Below are 16,925 nucleotides of genomic sequence, written 5' to 3'. Positions count from 1 at the left end.
GCCAGCGATGTGTGGATCGATCATGGCTTTATGCCAGCTACCAGATCCATCACGCTGCTGTCGGCCGGACACGCCTGTGTGGATGTATACCAGGGCGCCGTTGCCGCGCTCGTCCCCTTCTTCATCGCCGAGCGTGCCTACACCTACGCCGCCGCATCTGGCCTCGTCCTGGCTGCATCGCTGCTCTCCTCGGTGGCACAGCCCCTGTTCGGTACGCTGACCGACCGGCGCGCGCTGCCGTGGCTGCTTCCCGCGAGCACGATCGTCAGTGGGCTCGGCATCGCGATGAGCGGAGTCACCGGCTCCTACGCATTGACGTTGGTGGTCGTCGCCCTGTCCGGGATCGGCATCGCGGCGTACCACCCGGAGTCGGCCCGCGCGGCACGCGTCGCCAGCCACGGCAGCCACACGGCCATGGGCTGGTTCTCGCTCGGCGGCAACGTCGGCTTCGCTGTGGCTCCACTGGTGGTTGCGGCCGTGATCGCCACCGGCGGCTTGCGTCTCTCCCCACTTCTCATGGTGCCCGCTCTCGCCGGCAGTGCGCTGTGTCTTCCGGCAATGCGGGCGCTCGGCCGTCCGGTGCGCCAGCCGCGCTCAACCGGTCGAGCGCGGGCGGACGACACCGGCTCATTCATCAAACTGTCATTGGCAGTGGCCTGCCGGTCGGTCGCCTTCATCGGCCTGAGCACGTTCATCGCGGTGTACGCCCAGCAACGGGCGTCCGGTGGACCCATCGCCGGGATGGCGGCGTTGTGCGTTCTCTACCTCGGCGGCGCCGTCGGCACGGTCCTGGGCGGGCGGCTCGCCCGGCGCTGGGACCGAGTGCAGATAGTCCGGCGAGCGTACTTGGCCACCACGGTCGCTGTCGCCGGCATCGTAACCGTCCCCGGCCCGGCGCTGTACCTGTTCGTCGCGCTGGCCTCCGTCGGGCTCTACATCCCGTTCTCGCTGCAGGTCACGCTGGCACAAGACTACCTACCCTCGCGTGTGGGCACGGCCAGCGGAATCACCCTCGGCCTGGCCGTCAGTGTGGGCGGGCTGCTCGCGCCTGTCATCGGCCGCGTCGCCGACGCCACGTCACTCCAGCTCGCACTGTCGCCACTGATCGTGATGCCGGCCCTGAGCTGGCTACTGTTCCGGACACTGCCCGAACCGGCCGTCCTCCTCGCCAGAGGGGGCAGAGATCACAAGAGTAACCCTTAAAAAGGTCTAAACTGGTTATGTAGGAACGTCAAGCACATGCTGGCTTTTCGATCGGCCCGGCGGTCAGCCCTCCGCAGGCGGCCGGTGCTTGCGCAGCCATACCTCGGTCTGCGCCACATGGGTCGCCGCCGCTGCGGCCGCCCCTGCCGGATCACGAGTCTCCAGCGCACGCAAGACGGCGCGGTGTCCGGCGTCGGAAAGCCGCTTGATCTCACCAGCGTCCGCAGTACGGAAGATCCGGACCGACGCCACCATTGTCCGCTTAGGCGCGGTGATGCTCGCTGTCTGCACCTTGGGAGCCGCGGTACTGGCATATGCGGCCGGCTGGCTGCTGATTCCAGAAGAGCAAGACGAATACGCAGCGTGGGACGCGTGATCGCGTACTGCATCGACCGCCCCTGCCGGTCACGGCAAGCGACCCCGACATGCTCCAGCGATTCACGGGCGCGCTGAAAATGCGCCATCTTCCGGCCGCCATAGCGGCGGTACGGCGAACATCCGCCTGCCTGGACATGGTGACGTGCGTCGATCAACACGACCATCGGCCACCTCGATGTCCCATCACCTGGCACGCCGGGTCCGTGTTGTACTCGACGCTGATGTCCGGGTTCTCGACGACCGCCGCTGTGCCATCGCCGCTGAACACGACCGGTGAATCCAGGGTAAACGGACTGGCCGCGATCAATTCCTCGTTGATCTGTTCCACCGTGTCGAAGTACTCCGCGTACACGGGGGTGATTTCGGGCCACGGACTGTCGAGCGCTGCGGAGGTATGCAGCCCGATGAATCCTTCACATCGGTCCAGGTCGTTGTGGAGCAGGGTGAGCAGGGGCAGCTCCCCGGCCTCATCACTGGTAGCACCCACCCCGAGGGAGAAGCTCAGCTCGAACGCGGCCGGTCGGCCAGGGTGGTTGGTGCCAGGCACCAGCGATGCCTCCACCAGCACGGGAATATCCCACCGGACCGCTTTGGTCGGCGATCTGACACCCTGCATCATCGGCACGTGGCACCAGGCTTGGTACCCGTCGAGCACCATCATCCCCGGCGTGCGAGGTTTGCCGTCCCGGCCGGGCCACGTGCCCCGCCAGGCGCCTGTCGCCTCGACGTTCCCATCGCTGAGCAGGAAGATGGTGCCGGTGATCTCCCAAACGCTGTGGTCGGTGTAGTTCCACACGCCTTCGCGCTGGTCACGATGCTGGCCACCCCGGCCATGAGTGGTGATGATCTCGGGCAGATGCGACACCCGGTCCACGAGGCCGGCGATCGGCTCGACGTCGTCGAAATCCAGGCGCACCGTGTACGGGGTCACTGCGGCGACGTCGTCGAGACCGAAAGCTGCTGGATCGTCGATCAACCCCAGCCACGCCAGCACGGCGATGACGTCGATTCTGCCCACGTCGTCCCGCCACTGCGTGAGCAGCGAGCGGACGTGCGCGGGGGTGAGATCGGGCCTTTCAGCCAGGACGATTGCCAGCAGACCACTGATCAGCGGAGCCGCGAACGACGTGCCGCTGCCGACCGCGTATTTGCTGCTCGTGTCACGACGATCCACGTCGGCGATCAGCATCCGAACCGCTGGTGCGAGCACGTCCACATCGGGCCGATCAGGCGAACACGAGTACACCTCCCCCGACGGCGCGTAGCCGCCAACGGAGATCACCGTGTCGAGGACGGCCGGCCACTGGTCCGCATTGGTTGACCCGCCACACCCTTCCCCGCCGCCGTTGTTGCCAGCACCAGCGACCACGATGACGCCTTTACTCTCCGCGTAGTCAGTTGCCGCGGCCACGCCGTTGGGACAGCTCGTCAGCCACAACACAGACTTGCATCCGATCACCATCGAGATGTTGATGATGTCGACGCCGGCGTCAACGGCCATGATGATGCCCCGCACCATGTCGGCTTCGCTCCCGTCGCCGATGTTGACCGGGTAGATCTCGGCACCCGGTGCGATACCGGGCACCGCGCCGGCGGGCTGCCCGACGACGAGAGACGCGACGGCGGTCGCGTGCACCCCCGGATCGGAGACACCGTTGTGCACTCCATCAGAGGCGGTTTCGGCCTGGTCATCGTCGTCGGAGGCGCTGGTGAGGAGCCAGTAGTCGACGTGCCGCCCGTCCCGTACCGCCCCGGCCAACGAGGGATGGCTCGAGTCCACCCCTACCGCCTCAATGGTCCCCACGAGGACGCCGTCCCCACGTGGATTCCCCGGCAACACGTCATATCTCATCGCGTCCGCGTACCACGTGGACAGTGCGGAGCCTGACGATGCGGGCCCGCTACCGGCCGATGTGCCGACCGGCAGGTTCAACGACGCGGAGACCACACCCGAATCCGGTTCCATCGCCTCTTCGATGATCCGCTCGGCCTCCTCAAGCGAATCGACCGGTACAACCTCCACCTCGGGCGACGAACCCTCCACGGTGGCATCCCAGCCATAGACGAGAAGGACCTCGAGCTTGTCCTCGCTCAACTCGTCATCCTCATCGGGATGGTCCGGCAGATCGACCACCACCACGAACGGCTCGGAAAAGGCCCCGTCCGCCGTGGCAGCGCTCACGGGGATCTCGCCATCAGGGCGGATGATCTCCGGCAGCACGGTCAGCGCGCAGCCGTCACCACAAAGGCCGGCGGGCACCGCGACGTCGTCGTCAACCCCGCCAAGGACGTACTGGGTGGCATCGTCGACGGGGTCCCACGTCAAGCTGACCGCGCCGTCGACGAGCTCTGCGGTCACCTCGGTCATCTCGATCGACGAGTCAGCGCGCGCCGGCCGATCCGACGACGCTTCGTCATCGGCGGACGACTGGCTGTCACCGCCGGTACACGAGACCACGACGAACACCGCACAGAACGCGCTCACCGCACCAGCCCGAACGCGCCGATCAGCCGAAACTCGCACAACCATCGTCCCTCTTTATCCAGCGGAAGGAGCAGATCCTACGGCAGGCCACTCGCCCACTGACGGCCAGCTCGCTCAACGCTCTGGACCTTTGATGGTCTATGCACGCTCTGGCGGGGCGCGGCCCGGTTCGCTGGATCCAGACCGTGCGCATGCGGCCAGCCAGGGCCGGCACAGGAAGCCGCGCTACATAGGTCTGAGCGCGGTCCACGGAGTCTGACAGCTCTGGCGTTAGTAACTGTTAAAGTCGGGTAATACGGTTACGTATGAGAACGGGGAAGATCAGACTCGAAGGGAGTCCTCGATGCGCCCGGGAAAGACAAGGCATCTGTACCGTGAAGTGGAAGGCCTCAAGCTGCACTACCGGGAGGCAGGCGAGCCGTCGTCGACCGCGGTTCTCCTCCTCCACGGCTATCCCAGCTCGTCGCACTGCTTCCGCGACGTGCTCCCGGCACTGGGCGAGCGCGTGTGCGCGATCGCGCCGGACATGCCCGGCTCAGGGACATGACTGCCTTCGAAGCCCACATCTACGACGCTGGGCACCTCATGCTGGAGACGCACGCCACCGAAGTCGCGGCACAGCTCGTGACCTTCCTCGGTGACGTCCTCAACCACGCGGAGGTTCAGTCGTGAACACCGTGGACATCACAGTCAGGCCCCTGACGGCAGACACCTGGGACGACTTCGAGAGCGTCATGGGTACCAACGGCGGAGCGCGCGGCTGCTGGTGCATGCACTGGCGCCTGAGCATGGAGGAATGGATGGAGGGCAAGGGCGACGGCAACAAGGCGGCGATGCGGAATCTCGCCGGACACAAGACGCCACCGGGGGTCGTGGCCTACGTCGATGACGAACCGATCGCCTGGTGTGCGTTCGGCGACCGCTCGGACTTCCCCCGCATGCAGCGCTCCTCACTGATGAAACCCATCGACGACGAGCCGGTCATCTCCCTGACGTGCCTGCTCGTCAAGAAAGGTCATCGCGAGGAAGGCTTGAGTTCTGCGCTGATCACCGCAGTGTGTGAGTACCTCGCCGAAACCGCCGAGACACGAACGGTCGAGGCGTACCCCGTGGAACCGGCCAAAGGACGCAAGGCTGGCCCGGACAACGCAATGACCGGAATCGCCAGCGCGTTCCTTGCCTCCGGCTTCACCGAGGTCGCTCGCCCTCGAAAAGACCGCCCCGTGATGCGATACTCACTGCGATGAGCAGTGCCACCGCCTGGACCGACGACCACTTCATCGCCGGCGACGTCGCACTCGACTTCGCGAACACCGTCTACCGCCGCACACCGGAGATGGGCGCCGACCTTCTCAACAACATCGACGCCCTCACCGCCTGGCTCCGTCACACCGAACTGCTGCCCGACGACGCACGAGACCCCTTTGAGGACTCTCAGGCAGCACTGCGCCAGGCACGCCGGTTACGCGAGCTCTTCTGGGCGGTCTTCGAGGCACGCGCGGAAGGACGCGAGCTACCCGCAAACGCCCTCGCCGATCTCCTCGACGCGGCGCGTCGGGGCGTCGGTAGCGACGTCACCGTGGGCTCAGACGGTTCCGCGACGCCCCTCACTGCTCAGGGGACGCTGACCGTGCTCGCTCTGTACGGAATCAGACTGGCACTGAGTCCATCGTCCCTGCCGGTGCGTGCCTGCGATCGCTGCGGCTGGTTCTTCATCGACACGTCCCGCAGCCGGCGTCGCCGGTGGTGCAGCATGAAAACCTGCGGGAACCAGGCGAAGGCGGCACGCTACCGCTCCTCTCACGTCTGACCAGCTACGCGGCTCCGGCAGCCGGAGGCGCGACGGCCGCGATCACGGTTGGGTGATCCGCGCTCACGGTTCAGCGAACCCTCCGCCGCCCCTCGGTCCGGGCGCATAGCGAACCAATGCGTTGACACGTCCACGGCTTCCAGGTCTCAGGCGTTCACGCTCGCCTGAGCCGCTGCAGGTAAAGGAGTAATCCGCCGACCAAGGCGAGCGCACCTGCCACCGTCAGGATGGATAACGAACCACTGCCTGTGTCCGGCAGATCGTCGCCGTCCTCGGTCCCGTCTTCGGTCCCGTCTTCGGTGCCGTCTTCGGTCCCGTCTTCGGTGCCGTCCTCGTCGCCGTCTTCAGTCCCGTCTTCGGTCCCGTCCTCGGTGCCGTCCTCGTCGCCGTCTTCGGTGCCGTCCTCGTCGCCGTCTTCAGTCCCGTCTTCGGTCCCGTCCTCGGTGCCGTCCTCGTCGCCGTCTTCAGTCCCGTCCTCGGTCCCGTCCTCGGTGCCGTCCTCGGTCCCGTCCTCGTCGCCGTCTTCAGTCCCGTCCTCGGTCCCGTCCTCGTCGCCGTCTTCGGTGCCGTCCTCGTCGCCGTCTTCAGTCCCGTCTTCGGTGCCGTCCTCGGTCCCGTCCTCGTCGCCGTCTTCAGTCCCGTCTTCGGTCCCGTCCTCGTCGCCGTCTGGAGGCTCGCAGTCGCCGTGGGTGATGGTGTTGGTGTCGAGGGTGACAGCAGCGGTCTGAGCCAGCGCCCGTCCCTCCAGGGTGGCATCGGTCTGCATCGTGATCGAGGCCATGGCCATGATCGTGCCGATGAACGTGGTATCGGTGCCGATAGTCGCCGAACTGCCGATCTGCCAAAACACGTTGCACGGCGACGCCCCGTTCACCAGGACCACACTGCTGTTCGATGCCGTGATCAGCGTGCTGTCGACCTGGAAGATGAACACTGCCTCAGGATCACCCTGGGCGTCGAGAGTCAACTGCCCAGTAACCTGTGCGGCCGAAATCCGGTAGACACCGGCTGTGAGAGTCGTGCCACCGAGCTCCGCCGGCAGATTGGTGAAAGGTGTCCGACCGGCCGCGTCATTGTAAGCGGTGGTCAGGTCGTCCTTCGCCTGCAAAGCCACCGCGTCGCCCAGATGCATCTCCCCTTCGACGGTTCCCGGCGGGAACCCCGGCGCAGTATTGCCCGGATGCACTCCGAGATTCTGCTCCATGTAAGTCGAACCGGTATTGGTGACGGTGGCACCGGCCAGAACCGAGAAGTCGCCGGCGGTGCCCAACCCCACCGGAGCTTCAGCCGCGCTCGCGACATTCTGGGTGAAGATCAATGGGAGCGCGATAAGACTCACAACTCCGAGCGCCGCCAATCCCGCCCGCGCCCCGAGCCGAGCCCGACGAGTCGATGTATCGGCCATAGAAATGGCCCCTTTCTTTGAGATTCCCCCATGGCTCACGTCTTGGCGAAGAACGCCGGGCGTAAAGCATGCTTAAATGAACTAAATCAGAGCCCTGCGCAAAGGCAACCCTTAGAGGCGTAAAAATCTGAGAAAGATGGAAGTTTCCTCCTGAGAATGCGCACAAACCTCGCATAATGGTGGTCCATCATTGTGACTGGAGGTGCCCCTTCGCTATGCAATTCTGCGCACCTCCACACCTCCGCGGTGAACGGGCGCCACGGTCAAGCCCTGTTAGCGGCGAACCCGATAACTCAGGTGCAGCACTCGGTTGCCGCGAATGACGACGTCAGGGTCCTCAAGCAGGTGCTGGCCTTCGACAGGCCCGAAGTACCGCTTCCCGGAGCCGAACACCACCGGCACAACATCCATCGCCACCTCGTCGACCAGGCCCAGATCGAGAGCCTGCCCGCCGGCGTCGCCAGCCGCCACCGCCACATTGCGGTCGCCCGCAAGCTCCTTCGCCTTCGCCACCGCCACTGCTACGTCGTCGACGAAGTGGTACGACGCTTCTGGGTGCCATCCGTCCGGCTTGGGCCGGTGCGACACCACGACAACGTGCTCGCCGGCCGGTGGCTTTCCCTCCCAGCCGTTCGTGATGTCGAACAGGCGCCGCCCGATCACCATCGAGCCGATGCCGTCCCATATGGCTCGGACGTAGTCAGCCGATACCTGAGACACCTTGAACGGGCCACCGTCGACCAGGTCGGCGTCGCCGTTGAAGTACCACTCGAACAGCGGACCGACGTCGTCATTGTCATCGGCGATAAATCCGTCCACTGATACCACGTTGTGCATCACGACAGCGCTCACGATGTTCTCTCCTCCGCCCAGCTATGCAGCGTTGTCTTCGCTGCTTCATCACAAGGGCAGACAAGCGGGACAGCGAAAACTCACCGCCCGGATGCCATCATCGGTGGGTTCGGGCGATTCCACGTAGGAGCATGTCGACGGCCTTGTCTGTGGTACGCGTATTGATCGGTCCTCCGGTGACGAGCTTACGGATGAAGATGGCCAGGTCGGCATGCGCGTCGCGTGGCCGGCCCCCTTGGCGACTCCCCCGTCCGACATGCCGGGCTTCCTTGGCCTCGGTGTTCGCTGCCCTCGGCCGCGAGTCATGTGTGGGATCTGTGGTGGGATCATTTCGTTGCCGGCTGGATCGCCTTCCCATCCTCTGACCGTGAGGTTCACCCCAATGCCCAACGACCGTCCATGGTGGCTCGACGCCGTCGGCTACGAGGTGTACGTCCCGTCGTTCCAGGACAGCGACGGGGACGGCTGGGGCGACTTGCCCGGTCTTCATCAGCGTCTGGACTACCTGCATGACCTCGGGGTTTCCGTGCTCTGGATCAGTGCATTCTTCCCGTCGCCGATGCGCGGCCACGGCAACGACGTCGCCGACTACCGCGACGTGGACGCGCGCTACGGCACCCTCGCAGACGTCGACGCACTTCTGGACGCGGCGCACACTCGCGGGATGCACGTCGTCGCCGACCTCGTCGTCACTCACACCAGCAACGAGCACCCGTGGTTCGCCAATGCCCGCGATGCACGCTATCGCGACTACTACATCTGGCACGATCCCGCGCCCGACGGCGGACCGCCCAACAACTGGCTCTCCCACACCGGCGGGCCAGCCTGGACACTCGACCGCGGCACCGGACAGTACTACCTGCACCTCAACACCCCCCATCAACCTGACCTGAACTGGGCAAACCCAGCCGTCGCCGAGGAGTTCGACCAGATTCTCCGGTTCTGGCTAGACCGCGGTCTTGACGGCTTCCGCATCGACGCCGCGCATTTCACCACCAAGCACGCCGACCTGCCCGGCGACCCTCTACTCGACGCCGACCAAGTGCCAGAGACTGCGGCCATCCATCGCCGGTGGCGCCGGATCGCCGATGCTTACGACGCGCTGCTGGTGGGCGAGATGGGCGTCCTCGAACTCGACCGTTTGACCACGTACATGCACGACGGCGGCCTTCACAGCGCGTTCTGGTTCGGGTTGGCGGAAGCCGACGGCGAACCGTCACTCGTCGCCGACATGCTACGAGCCGCGTCCACGGCATCCCCCCACCTGTCGTGGACGCAGAGCCGCCACGGTCGACCACGTGCCGTCAGCCGGTACACCGCCGCAATCACCACGAGTGACACCGGCGCGCCTGCCCGCGAGGACACAGCCGAGGGACGACGACGCGTTTTGGCGATCGCGACGCTGACCATGGGGCTGCCGGGCATCCCATCCCTTTACTACGGCGAAGAGCTCGGCCTCACCGACGCCGTCATCCCGGCGAGCAAGCATCACGATTCACTGGCACGCACCACCGGCGGTGCCATGAGCCGCGAGGGTGCACGCACACCCATGCCCTGGGAACCATCAGCAACGTTGGGCTTCACCACCGCGGAGCGCGCGCGGTTGCCTTTCGGTTCCCGCGATCCGTCCGACACGGTTGCCGCCCAACGCCTCGACCCGGCGTCGTGCTGGTCCGTCACCCGTCGCCTGCTGCACGCGCGACGACGCCTGGCCCAGCTGAGAGACCACAGCGTCGAATGGTTCGAGACGACCAACGAGATGATCGCCTATCGCTCCGGCCGGATCGCCGTCATTGCCAACCTCTCCGGCCACGCCCAACCGCCCCCGTTCGACACATCCGCCTGGACCTGCGTCTTCGACACCGACCAGCCACCCGTGCTCGACTCCCCCGCACCGCTCAGCCCGTTGCACAAGCTCAGCGCCGGTCAAGCTGTGATTCTCAGCAAGTAAAGAGTCGATTCGACTGATGAGCTTCTCGGAACCGCGCTGAAGGATTCCTCACTCGCATTCATCGAGCAATACGACGACGCGGTCCACCAGCCGGACCAGCATTGGCAAGACCGGGTAGAGCGAGCCGCACAAGGCAACTCGATGAGCACCTTCGTCCTCTCCCCCACTACCCACAGCTAGTCTGCAGCCTCGACCTCATCAGCAGCGCGAAAACGCTCCAAAAGGGCACGGTGTGCTCGCCTAATCGTAGGCGAGATATCGGCCGGGCTTGCCGGGTTCCTCAATCTCGAAACGCAGCTGAAGGTCGGTGTCTTGGATCATGCTGACCTGCTGAGTGAACTGTTCGTTGGTGACGATGAGATGGCCCCCGAGGTTCCAGTCCCGCCCAAACCACACGCGCAGTGCGTCAAGCAGCACACGATCCATCGCCGTCTCCAGCCGAGACTTGCGAACCCAGAAGTAGACCGCAGCTTTGTAATCATCCCAACGACGGTTCGCCACCGCAGTGATGCGCGCCTGGGCGAACATCGGCGAATCGGACGACATGACATAGACGCAGCCGAGACATTCCGTGCCAGCCGGATTCATCATCGTGTAGGTGAACGCCTGGCGGTTTGCGTGCCGGTGCTCGAGCTTCTCCAAGTCTTCCCGGTTGGCGGCCACGGTGAAGTCGTCTTCGGGCCAACTCGACTGCTCCCACGTTCGCAGGTAATCCTTGCTCTCCATCACCGCCGCGTAGTCCAGCTCGGCATCAGCGGCCACGATCGGCCGGAGAATGAAGTCCTCAGCAGTCAGGCCTTCGGGGACATCGAACTCCAGGTTCGCGAAAGGCACGTCGTCACTCCTGCGCGTCGGTCGACTGTCGGTAGAGATGAGGTCGCCACGAGCCGCACGGGGGCGGCTGGGGTTAGAGCGTATCCGCCGGTCCTCGATGATCCCACCGGTTTTTGACCGCTCAGAACGCCGGTCGAGAGTCGACCCTGCCGCCACCGTGGCTTGATCCCCATCCGTTCTATGGTCAGACCCGGACGTCGTGGGCTACCCACCAGGGACACCCTGTTCTGGGGCAGCGCTGGCGGCTCGAGCGCAAGACCTGGCGTTCCACGCTGCCGGCTACGGCGAGCTGCTGGATGCGATGCGCACAGTTGAGAGCTAGGTCTGTACCGCGCTAGCCACCTCGTTTGCCCTCAATCGCAGTTGAGCTGGTGGGCTCTTGGATGACACGTCTCCTGCACGAAGGCGAAGAGCATGGACACCACAACATCCGAGTCCTCACCTATCTCGGCAGCGCCGGCGACAGCAGCGGATCGATCCTCCCCGTTGACGCTTTCGGTGGTCCTCGTCGGAGTGGTTCTGGTCGCGATGTCGATCTCGGGCACCGCGGTCGGACTGCCGAGCATCGGACGCGACCTGGACACATCCGGGTCACCGTTGCACTGGGTCGTCGCCGGCTACAACCTCGCCTTCGCGGCCATGACGCTCGTCGCGGGCTCGACCGCTGATCGGGTCGGGCGACGTCGAGTGTTCATCGTCGCCGCACTGGTCTTCGCAGTCGGATTCCTCACGGCGGCGGTGAGCCCATCGATCGTGTTCCTCGATATCGCCCGGATCGTGTCCGGTGCCGGGGGTGCCGGAATCATGGCGGCCGGCGGTGCCCTGCTCGCCTCCTGCTACGACGGTGAGGCGCGCAACCGAGTGTTCGCCCTGATGGGCACGATGGCAGGGATTGGCATAGCGGTCGGCCCGACGATGTCAGGCGTCCTGATCAGCGCCACCGGGTGGCGGGGCAGCTTCGCGGTGTTCACGGTCGTCGGTCTTCTCATCGCACTCGGCGCGACCCGTGCCCGCGAGTCGCGCGCGATCGGCGCCGGTCGCACCGATTGGGTAGGGAGCCTGCTGTTCGTCGCTGCGCTCACCCTGCTGATGTTCGCTCTTCTGGAGGCCAGCGCGCTGGGCTGGACTCATCCGATCATCGTGATCGCCGCAGTCGCCGGCCTGATCGCCTTGGTTCTCTTCAGTGCCGCGCAACGCCGCAGCGCCTCCCCCGTGCTCGCGCCTTCTCTGGTCGCCAATCGCGGATTCACCGGGTGGTGCCTGGCGACACTGACCACATCGATCGGCTTCCTCGGCGTCCTGGTGTTCCTTCCCACCTACCTGCAGACCGCTGCCGGTCTATCGCCGGCAGTCACCGGCGCGACGATGCTGCTGCTGACCGCACCCGTGCTGGTCATGCCCATGATCGCCGTAACCCTGGTGAACAGGGGCGCACCGGCCCGCCTGTTGATCCTTATCGCCTTGGCGCTCGTCGTGGTTGGGAACCTGTGGCTGATGGCGCTCAGCGCCGAGCACACCGTCGCCATCGTCGCCGGCCCGCTGCTGATGATCGGTACCGGCATGGGCACCTCGTTCGGGATCACAGATGGGCAGGCCATGAGCCTCGTTCCTGCCGACTCCGTCGGCATGGCGGCCGGGTTCCTCAACACACTGCGAGGCGCGGCAGAAGCCCTCGTGATCGCCGCATTCAGCGCCACCCTGATCGGCCTCCTCGCCGCCAAGCTCGGCGACACGACCCACGCCGCGGCCGTAAGTGCAGGCGAGGTCAGCAGTGATGCAACCGCAGAACTGGCCGCGTTTACGTGGTCCTGGCACATGACCCAGCTCGGCGTCGGCGGGCTGTGCCTCGTGCTCTCGATCATCGTGGCTCGACTGATCTTCACCCGACGCTCGGCTGCCCTCCACGCCGGCTGACGTTCGTTCCAGAACTTGCATCGCCGCGCTTGACCTCGACCATAGTTGAGCTCGTATCGTCGCGGCGACCGTCAAGACGACACCACGCGTCCGTCTAAAGCTGATTCAACGAGGATGACATGCACGCCAGTCCGGACGACCACCTCACGATCGGAGAAGTCATCCGCCGGACCGGCGTGTCTGCCTCCGCATTGCACTTCTACGAGCGCAAAGGCCTGATCTACGCCGAGCGCAACGGCTGCGACCAGCGCATCTTCGCACGGCACATGATCCGGCGCATCTCGCTGATCATCATGGCCAAGCGACTCGGTATCCCACTCTCGGATGTCGCCAAGGTCTTCGCGACCCTTCCATTCGACCATGCTCCCACCCATGCGGACTGGCAACGAGTCTCCCGCGCCTGGAAGAAGGAGCTCGAGGAACGCCGGCGCGCGATCGAGAATCTTGAGAACGAGCTGACCGGGTGCATCGGCTGTGGGTGCCTGTCCATGAAGGCCTGCCTGTTGCTCAATCCCGACGACACGCTCCAGGGCCGCGGTCCCGGACCGGTACGGCTACAGGAGTTCAGCGACTCTCGCAGCCGGCGAACTCGAGGATGACGGTGTTCGTGAGGAAATGTTTCCCGCGGACGTATGCACAACTACTCCTCACGTGCTCCCCGGGGCGGTACAAACGTTTGCAAGAACCCGGTCTTAGCATGCTGCCGGTCCAACTGCCGCCTGTCAACCCTTAGACGCCGCTGAGCCTGTCGCAGTGCTTGTAGGTGCCATTGACACGCCCGGAATGCGTCGTGCATTCTGTGCAAACGCTCGCATAGCTGACGGGTTCTGGGTATATCCGACGACCGAAGGGCGGCTCCACATGGACGGTGGCGAGGAAACGAAGCATGGCCATACCCCGGCGACCTCCGCTTACCAACGTGTCACCACAGAAGGCACCAGTCTCGCTCGGTTGTCCCGGCGGCACCTCATTCTGGGCACCGGCGCCATCGCTGCCGGAATGGCCGTCGCGCCGGGCGGTCTCCTCGCGCCGGCCACCGCCCGGGCCGCGACGGATGACCAATACGACTCGCTGCGTGCCACCTGGGTCACGCTGCTCACTGGCGGTGACTTCGACGGCTCCGACCCGGACTTCGAAGCCGCCGTGGACCGCATCGACGACGACGTAGCGTCCTCCATCGAGCTGATCGACCGATCCGCAGACCGGCCCGGCGTCTTCGTGGATATGCCGTTCATCGAGGAGGACAGCTACGACGCGTCGGCGCGTATACCGCTCACGCTTGTCCGGCTCCAGCGGATGGCCGCCGCCTTCCGGACGCCGGGGTCACGCTTCGAAGGTGACTCCAACGTGCTCTCCGAGGTCCTGACCGGAATGGAGACGACCAACCAGCGGATCTTCTACGCCGGGCGGTCCGAGTTCGGCAACTGGTACCACTGGGAGATCAGCGGCCCGAACGCGCTGATGAACACCTGTGCACTGATGTACGAACACGTCCCCGCGGAGGCGTTGCGGCGCTATATCGACACCGTGGATCACTTCATCCCGGACCCGCATTATCAGTACATCGACGAGCGCAAGAAGCTGTCCACCGGATCCAATCGCATGTTGCTGTGCGAAGCAGTGGCGATCCGCGGCATCGTCGGGCGCGACGAGGAGCGCATCACTCGCGCGCGCGATGGACTCACCGACATCTTCGTCTACGTGAGCGACGGCGACGGCTTCTACCGCGACGGTTCGTACCTTTACCACACGCGCATTCCGTATACCGGCAGCTACGGCGTGACCTTCGTCGATCGCTTCGCCAATCAGCTGGTGCTGTACGCGGGCTCCCCGTGGGACATCGGCAACGCGGAGCGGGAATTCGCGTTCAGCACCGTCGATCTCATGCTGGCACCGGTGGTCTACGACAACCAGTTGCTCGACTGCATCCGGGGCCGGTCGATCTCTCGTGCCACGGGCGATCACGGCGGCGGCCACCACGTGTCGGAGATCGTCCTCCGGCTGGCGCAGGCGGCCGACGAGGAGACCGAGGCACGCTGGCGGGCCATGGTCAAGGGCTGGATCGAGCGCGACACCTACGACGACCCGCTCAGCGAAGCGTCGGTCCCGCGGCTGGCCCTGTTCAAGGATCTGCTGGATGACGAGTCCGCGCAGCCTGCACCGGACCCGGTGAACCACAAGCTGTTCGCCCAGATGGCCCGCGCCATCCACCGCCGGCCCGGCTGGGCCTACGCGATCGCGATGTGCAGCGCGCGGGTCGGCCGCTACGAGGTCGTCAACGGCGAGAACCTCAAAGCCTGGCACACCGCCGACGGCATGACGTACCTGTACAACGCAGACAACGGCCACTTCATGGACGGCTTCTGGCCGACGGTCGACCCGAACCGGCTGCCCGGCATCACCGTCGACACGCGACAGCTGAACGAGAGTGCCGGAAGCGGATCGCGGCCGGACACCCGGTGGGTGGGCGGTTCCGTACTCGGGAACGAGTTCGCCGCGGTTGGCATGGAGCTCAACGCTATGGAGTCGGCGCTGCGGGCGAAGAAGTCCTGGTTCTGCCTGGACGACCGCGTCGTCGCCCTCGGTGCGGGCATCACCGGCGGCGGTGGCCACTACGCCGAGGCCATCGCCGACGCCCACGTCAACGCGGGCAGCAAGGCCGACGACAACTTCGGCTCCGACAGGCAATTGCTCGTGAAGAAGGGCAGCCCGAACGAAACCAGCGAAGCCTACTTCGCCTTCAACCTGTCCGACCTGCCCGCTGAGGTCGTCTCGGCAAGTCTCCACGTCTACGCGCGAGTGCAGGACTCCGGCGGCAACGAAGCCGGCATCGACGCGCACGGCGTCGCTGAAGCCTGGGACGAATCCACACTGACGTGGAACACCAAGCCGGCCACCGGCCCGCGACTCGGCTCCGCCCACGTGGACGAGCACCACCGGTGGCGGGTCATCGACGTCACGTCGCACGTACTCGAACAGCTCAGCGCCGGCAACGACCGGGTCAGCCTCGCCCTCAAACACGGCGCGCCGGACAGCGCCGGGCTCAGTGTCTCGATCACCAGCCGGGAGTTCAGCTCGTACTCGTACGACCCGTATCTCTACCTGACTCTCGCCGAGCCGACCGAAACGGTCGAGACCATCGTCGAGAACCGCAACCTGCACGCAGACGGCACCAACGTGCTGACTGTCGACGGCGAGCAGCAACCCACCACCCTGGGATGGAACGCCACCTTCGACGGGGCCCGCTGGGCGCATCTGGAAGGGGTCGGCGGCTACCTGTTCCCGGGCGGAGCGACGCTGCACGCGCTACGCGAGGAACGGACCGGCAGCTGGCGCGACGTGAATGTGGTGGAGTCCCCCGATCCCATCACCCGTCGCTACATCACGCTGTGGCTCGACCACGGCGCCGCTCCCGATGCAGCGGCGTACGCATACGTCGTCCTCCCCGGGATCTCAGCGGAACGCACGGCAGAGATCGCAGCCGATCCGGGAATCGAGATCGTCGCCAATACAGGAGACGCACAGACCGTTCGGGTGCCGCGTGTGGGAATCGTGGCCACGAATTTCTGGAGTGCCGGTTCGGCTCACAACGTCACTGTCGACCAGCCCTGTTCGATCATGATCCGAGAGAGAGCCGGCACACTCACGGTCGCGGTCTCCGACCCCACCCACCTACAGGAGTCACTGTCCGTGGAACTGCGCCGCGCCGGCTATCGGAGCTGGACAGCCGATGAAACGGTTACCGTGGAGGACACAGATCGCGCGATCAGATTCCGCGTGGACACGAGCGGCGCGGACGGTTCCACACATCAGGTGACGTTCCACCGCTCCCGACTCTCATAACTGACGGCGCGACGGCTGCTGTCGCCTGGGCGCGCTGTTCCGCGTGCTCGTGCCGGTGATGACGCCGGGCATCATCGCGGCGTTCATCGTCAACTGGGGGTCGATGTCAGCGGCCGCCGTACTCACGGTCCTGCCCACGATGGTGCTGTTCGCACTGGCGAGCAAGTGGATCGTGCAGGGCCTGACCTCGGGTGCGGTGAAGGAGTAATACTCGGCACGGACGCGCCCCGGAGCAATCAGTATCCTTTAT

Annotated in this window: 15 protein-coding genes and 1 pseudogene; 11 read left to right on the top strand and 5 right to left on the bottom strand. The window is 65.4% G+C overall.

Annotation, left to right across the window (positions count from 1 at the left end; genetic code table 11):
- The first annotated feature begins 30 nt into the window (after positions 1 to 30).
- Entirely contained in the window at positions 31 to 1,203 is a 1,173-nt protein-coding gene (locus G1H11_RS01730; protein ID WP_163815413.1) for an MFS transporter, read from the top strand.
- A 63-nt stretch (positions 1,204 to 1,266) separates the two neighbouring features.
- On the opposite strand, the gene G1H11_RS01725 is transcribed toward G1H11_RS01730, so the two are convergent.
- Complete coding sequence (locus tag G1H11_RS01725; RefSeq protein WP_216843337.1) at positions 1,267 to 1,494, bottom strand: FCD domain-containing protein; 228 nt, start codon at positions 1,492 to 1,494, stop codon at positions 1,267 to 1,269.
- On the opposite strand from G1H11_RS01725, the gene G1H11_RS27365 reads away from it, so the two are divergent.
- A complete protein-coding gene (locus G1H11_RS27365) occupies positions 1,478 to 1,579 on the top strand; it encodes a hypothetical protein (RefSeq protein ID WP_425501174.1) in 102 nt (33 codons plus the stop codon). The genes G1H11_RS01725 and G1H11_RS27365 overlap by 17 nt on opposite strands.
- Positions 1,580 to 1,732: 153 nt before the next feature.
- On the opposite strand, the gene G1H11_RS01720 is transcribed toward G1H11_RS27365, so the two are convergent.
- Positions 1,733 to 4,066 carry a S8 family serine peptidase gene (locus G1H11_RS01720; protein WP_163815411.1) on the bottom strand — a complete coding sequence of 778 codons (2,334 nt, stop codon included), beginning with the start codon at positions 4,064 to 4,066 and terminating at the stop codon, positions 1,733 to 1,735.
- Positions 4,067 to 4,409: 343 nt separating this feature from the next.
- Here G1H11_RS01720 and G1H11_RS01715 point away from each other — a divergent pair, with 343 nt between their 5' ends.
- The 4 genes from G1H11_RS01715 to G1H11_RS01705 are packed head-to-tail and all read left to right on the top strand — an operon-like array spanning position 4,410 to position 5,876.
- A complete protein-coding gene (locus tag G1H11_RS01715; protein ID WP_216843336.1) occupies positions 4,410 to 4,613 on the top strand; it encodes an alpha/beta fold hydrolase in 204 nt (67 codons plus the stop codon).
- Positions 4,610 to 4,738, top strand: coding sequence for a hypothetical protein (locus G1H11_RS26270; RefSeq protein WP_281352194.1), 129 nt, complete (start codon positions 4,610 to 4,612; stop codon positions 4,736 to 4,738). Before G1H11_RS01715 ends, G1H11_RS26270 begins: the two co-directional genes overlap by 4 nt.
- A complete protein-coding gene (locus tag G1H11_RS01710; RefSeq protein ID WP_163815409.1) occupies positions 4,735 to 5,313 on the top strand; it encodes a GNAT family N-acetyltransferase in 579 nt (192 codons plus the stop codon). Before G1H11_RS26270 ends, G1H11_RS01710 begins: the two co-directional genes overlap by 4 nt.
- Entirely contained in the window at positions 5,310 to 5,876 is a 567-nt protein-coding gene (locus tag G1H11_RS01705) for a CGNR zinc finger domain-containing protein (protein WP_163815407.1), read from the top strand. Before G1H11_RS01710 ends, G1H11_RS01705 begins: the two co-directional genes overlap by 4 nt.
- A 154-nt stretch (positions 5,877 to 6,030) precedes the next feature.
- Here G1H11_RS01705 and G1H11_RS01700 read toward each other — a convergent pair whose 3' ends face one another.
- Together G1H11_RS01700 and G1H11_RS01695 are read right to left on the bottom strand one after the other, a co-directional pair.
- Positions 6,031 to 7,281, bottom strand: a complete 1,251-nt coding sequence (locus G1H11_RS01700) for an ice-binding family protein (protein WP_163815405.1) — start codon at positions 7,279 to 7,281, stop codon at positions 6,031 to 6,033.
- Between the two features lie 273 nt (positions 7,282 to 7,554).
- Positions 7,555 to 8,133, bottom strand: a complete 579-nt coding sequence (locus G1H11_RS01695; RefSeq protein ID WP_163815403.1) for a dihydrofolate reductase family protein — start codon at positions 8,131 to 8,133, stop codon at positions 7,555 to 7,557.
- Positions 8,134 to 8,515: 382 nt separating this feature from the next.
- On the opposite strand from G1H11_RS01695, the gene G1H11_RS01690 reads away from it, so the two are divergent.
- The gene (locus G1H11_RS01690) at positions 8,516 to 10,084 is read left to right on the top strand and encodes an alpha-amylase family glycosyl hydrolase (protein ID WP_163815401.1); all 1,569 of its coding nucleotides are present in this window, start codon (positions 8,516 to 8,518) and stop codon (positions 10,082 to 10,084) included.
- 240 nt (positions 10,085 to 10,324) lie between these two features.
- On the opposite strand, the gene G1H11_RS01685 is transcribed toward G1H11_RS01690, so the two are convergent.
- Positions 10,325 to 10,918 carry an N-acetyltransferase gene (locus G1H11_RS01685; protein WP_163815399.1) on the bottom strand — a complete coding sequence of 198 codons (594 nt, stop codon included), beginning with the start codon at positions 10,916 to 10,918 and terminating at the stop codon, positions 10,325 to 10,327.
- Positions 10,919 to 11,332: 414 nt separating this feature from the next.
- Here G1H11_RS01685 and G1H11_RS01680 point away from each other — a divergent pair, with 414 nt between their 5' ends.
- The 4 genes and pseudogenes from G1H11_RS01680 to G1H11_RS01665 all read left to right on the top strand — a co-directional run.
- On the top strand, positions 11,333 to 12,832 hold the full coding sequence (locus G1H11_RS01680) for an MFS transporter (RefSeq protein WP_216843335.1): 1,500 nt from the start codon (positions 11,333 to 11,335) through the stop codon (positions 12,830 to 12,832).
- A 119-nt stretch (positions 12,833 to 12,951) separates the two neighbouring features.
- Positions 12,952 to 13,431: a redox-sensitive transcriptional activator SoxR gene (gene soxR / locus G1H11_RS01675; RefSeq protein ID WP_163815397.1), complete on the top strand. Its 480-nt coding sequence runs from the start codon at positions 12,952 to 12,954 to the stop codon at positions 13,429 to 13,431.
- Between the two features lie 352 nt (positions 13,432 to 13,783).
- A complete protein-coding gene (locus tag G1H11_RS01670; protein ID WP_163815395.1) occupies positions 13,784 to 16,675 on the top strand; it encodes a polysaccharide lyase family 8 super-sandwich domain-containing protein in 2,892 nt (963 codons plus the stop codon).
- A gap of 10 nt (positions 16,676 to 16,685) precedes the next feature.
- Positions 16,686 to 16,883, top strand: a pseudogene (locus G1H11_RS01665) (carbohydrate ABC transporter permease); the annotation flags it as partial.
- Between the last annotated feature and the right edge of the window lie 42 nt (positions 16,884 to 16,925).

The sequence above is a fragment of the Phytoactinopolyspora alkaliphila genome (assembly GCF_010550695.1).
In the GTDB taxonomy this organism is placed as follows: Bacteria; Actinomycetota; Actinomycetes; order Jiangellales; family Jiangellaceae; genus Phytoactinopolyspora; species Phytoactinopolyspora alkaliphila.
This window is presented reverse-complemented; position numbering and strand designations above follow the sequence as displayed.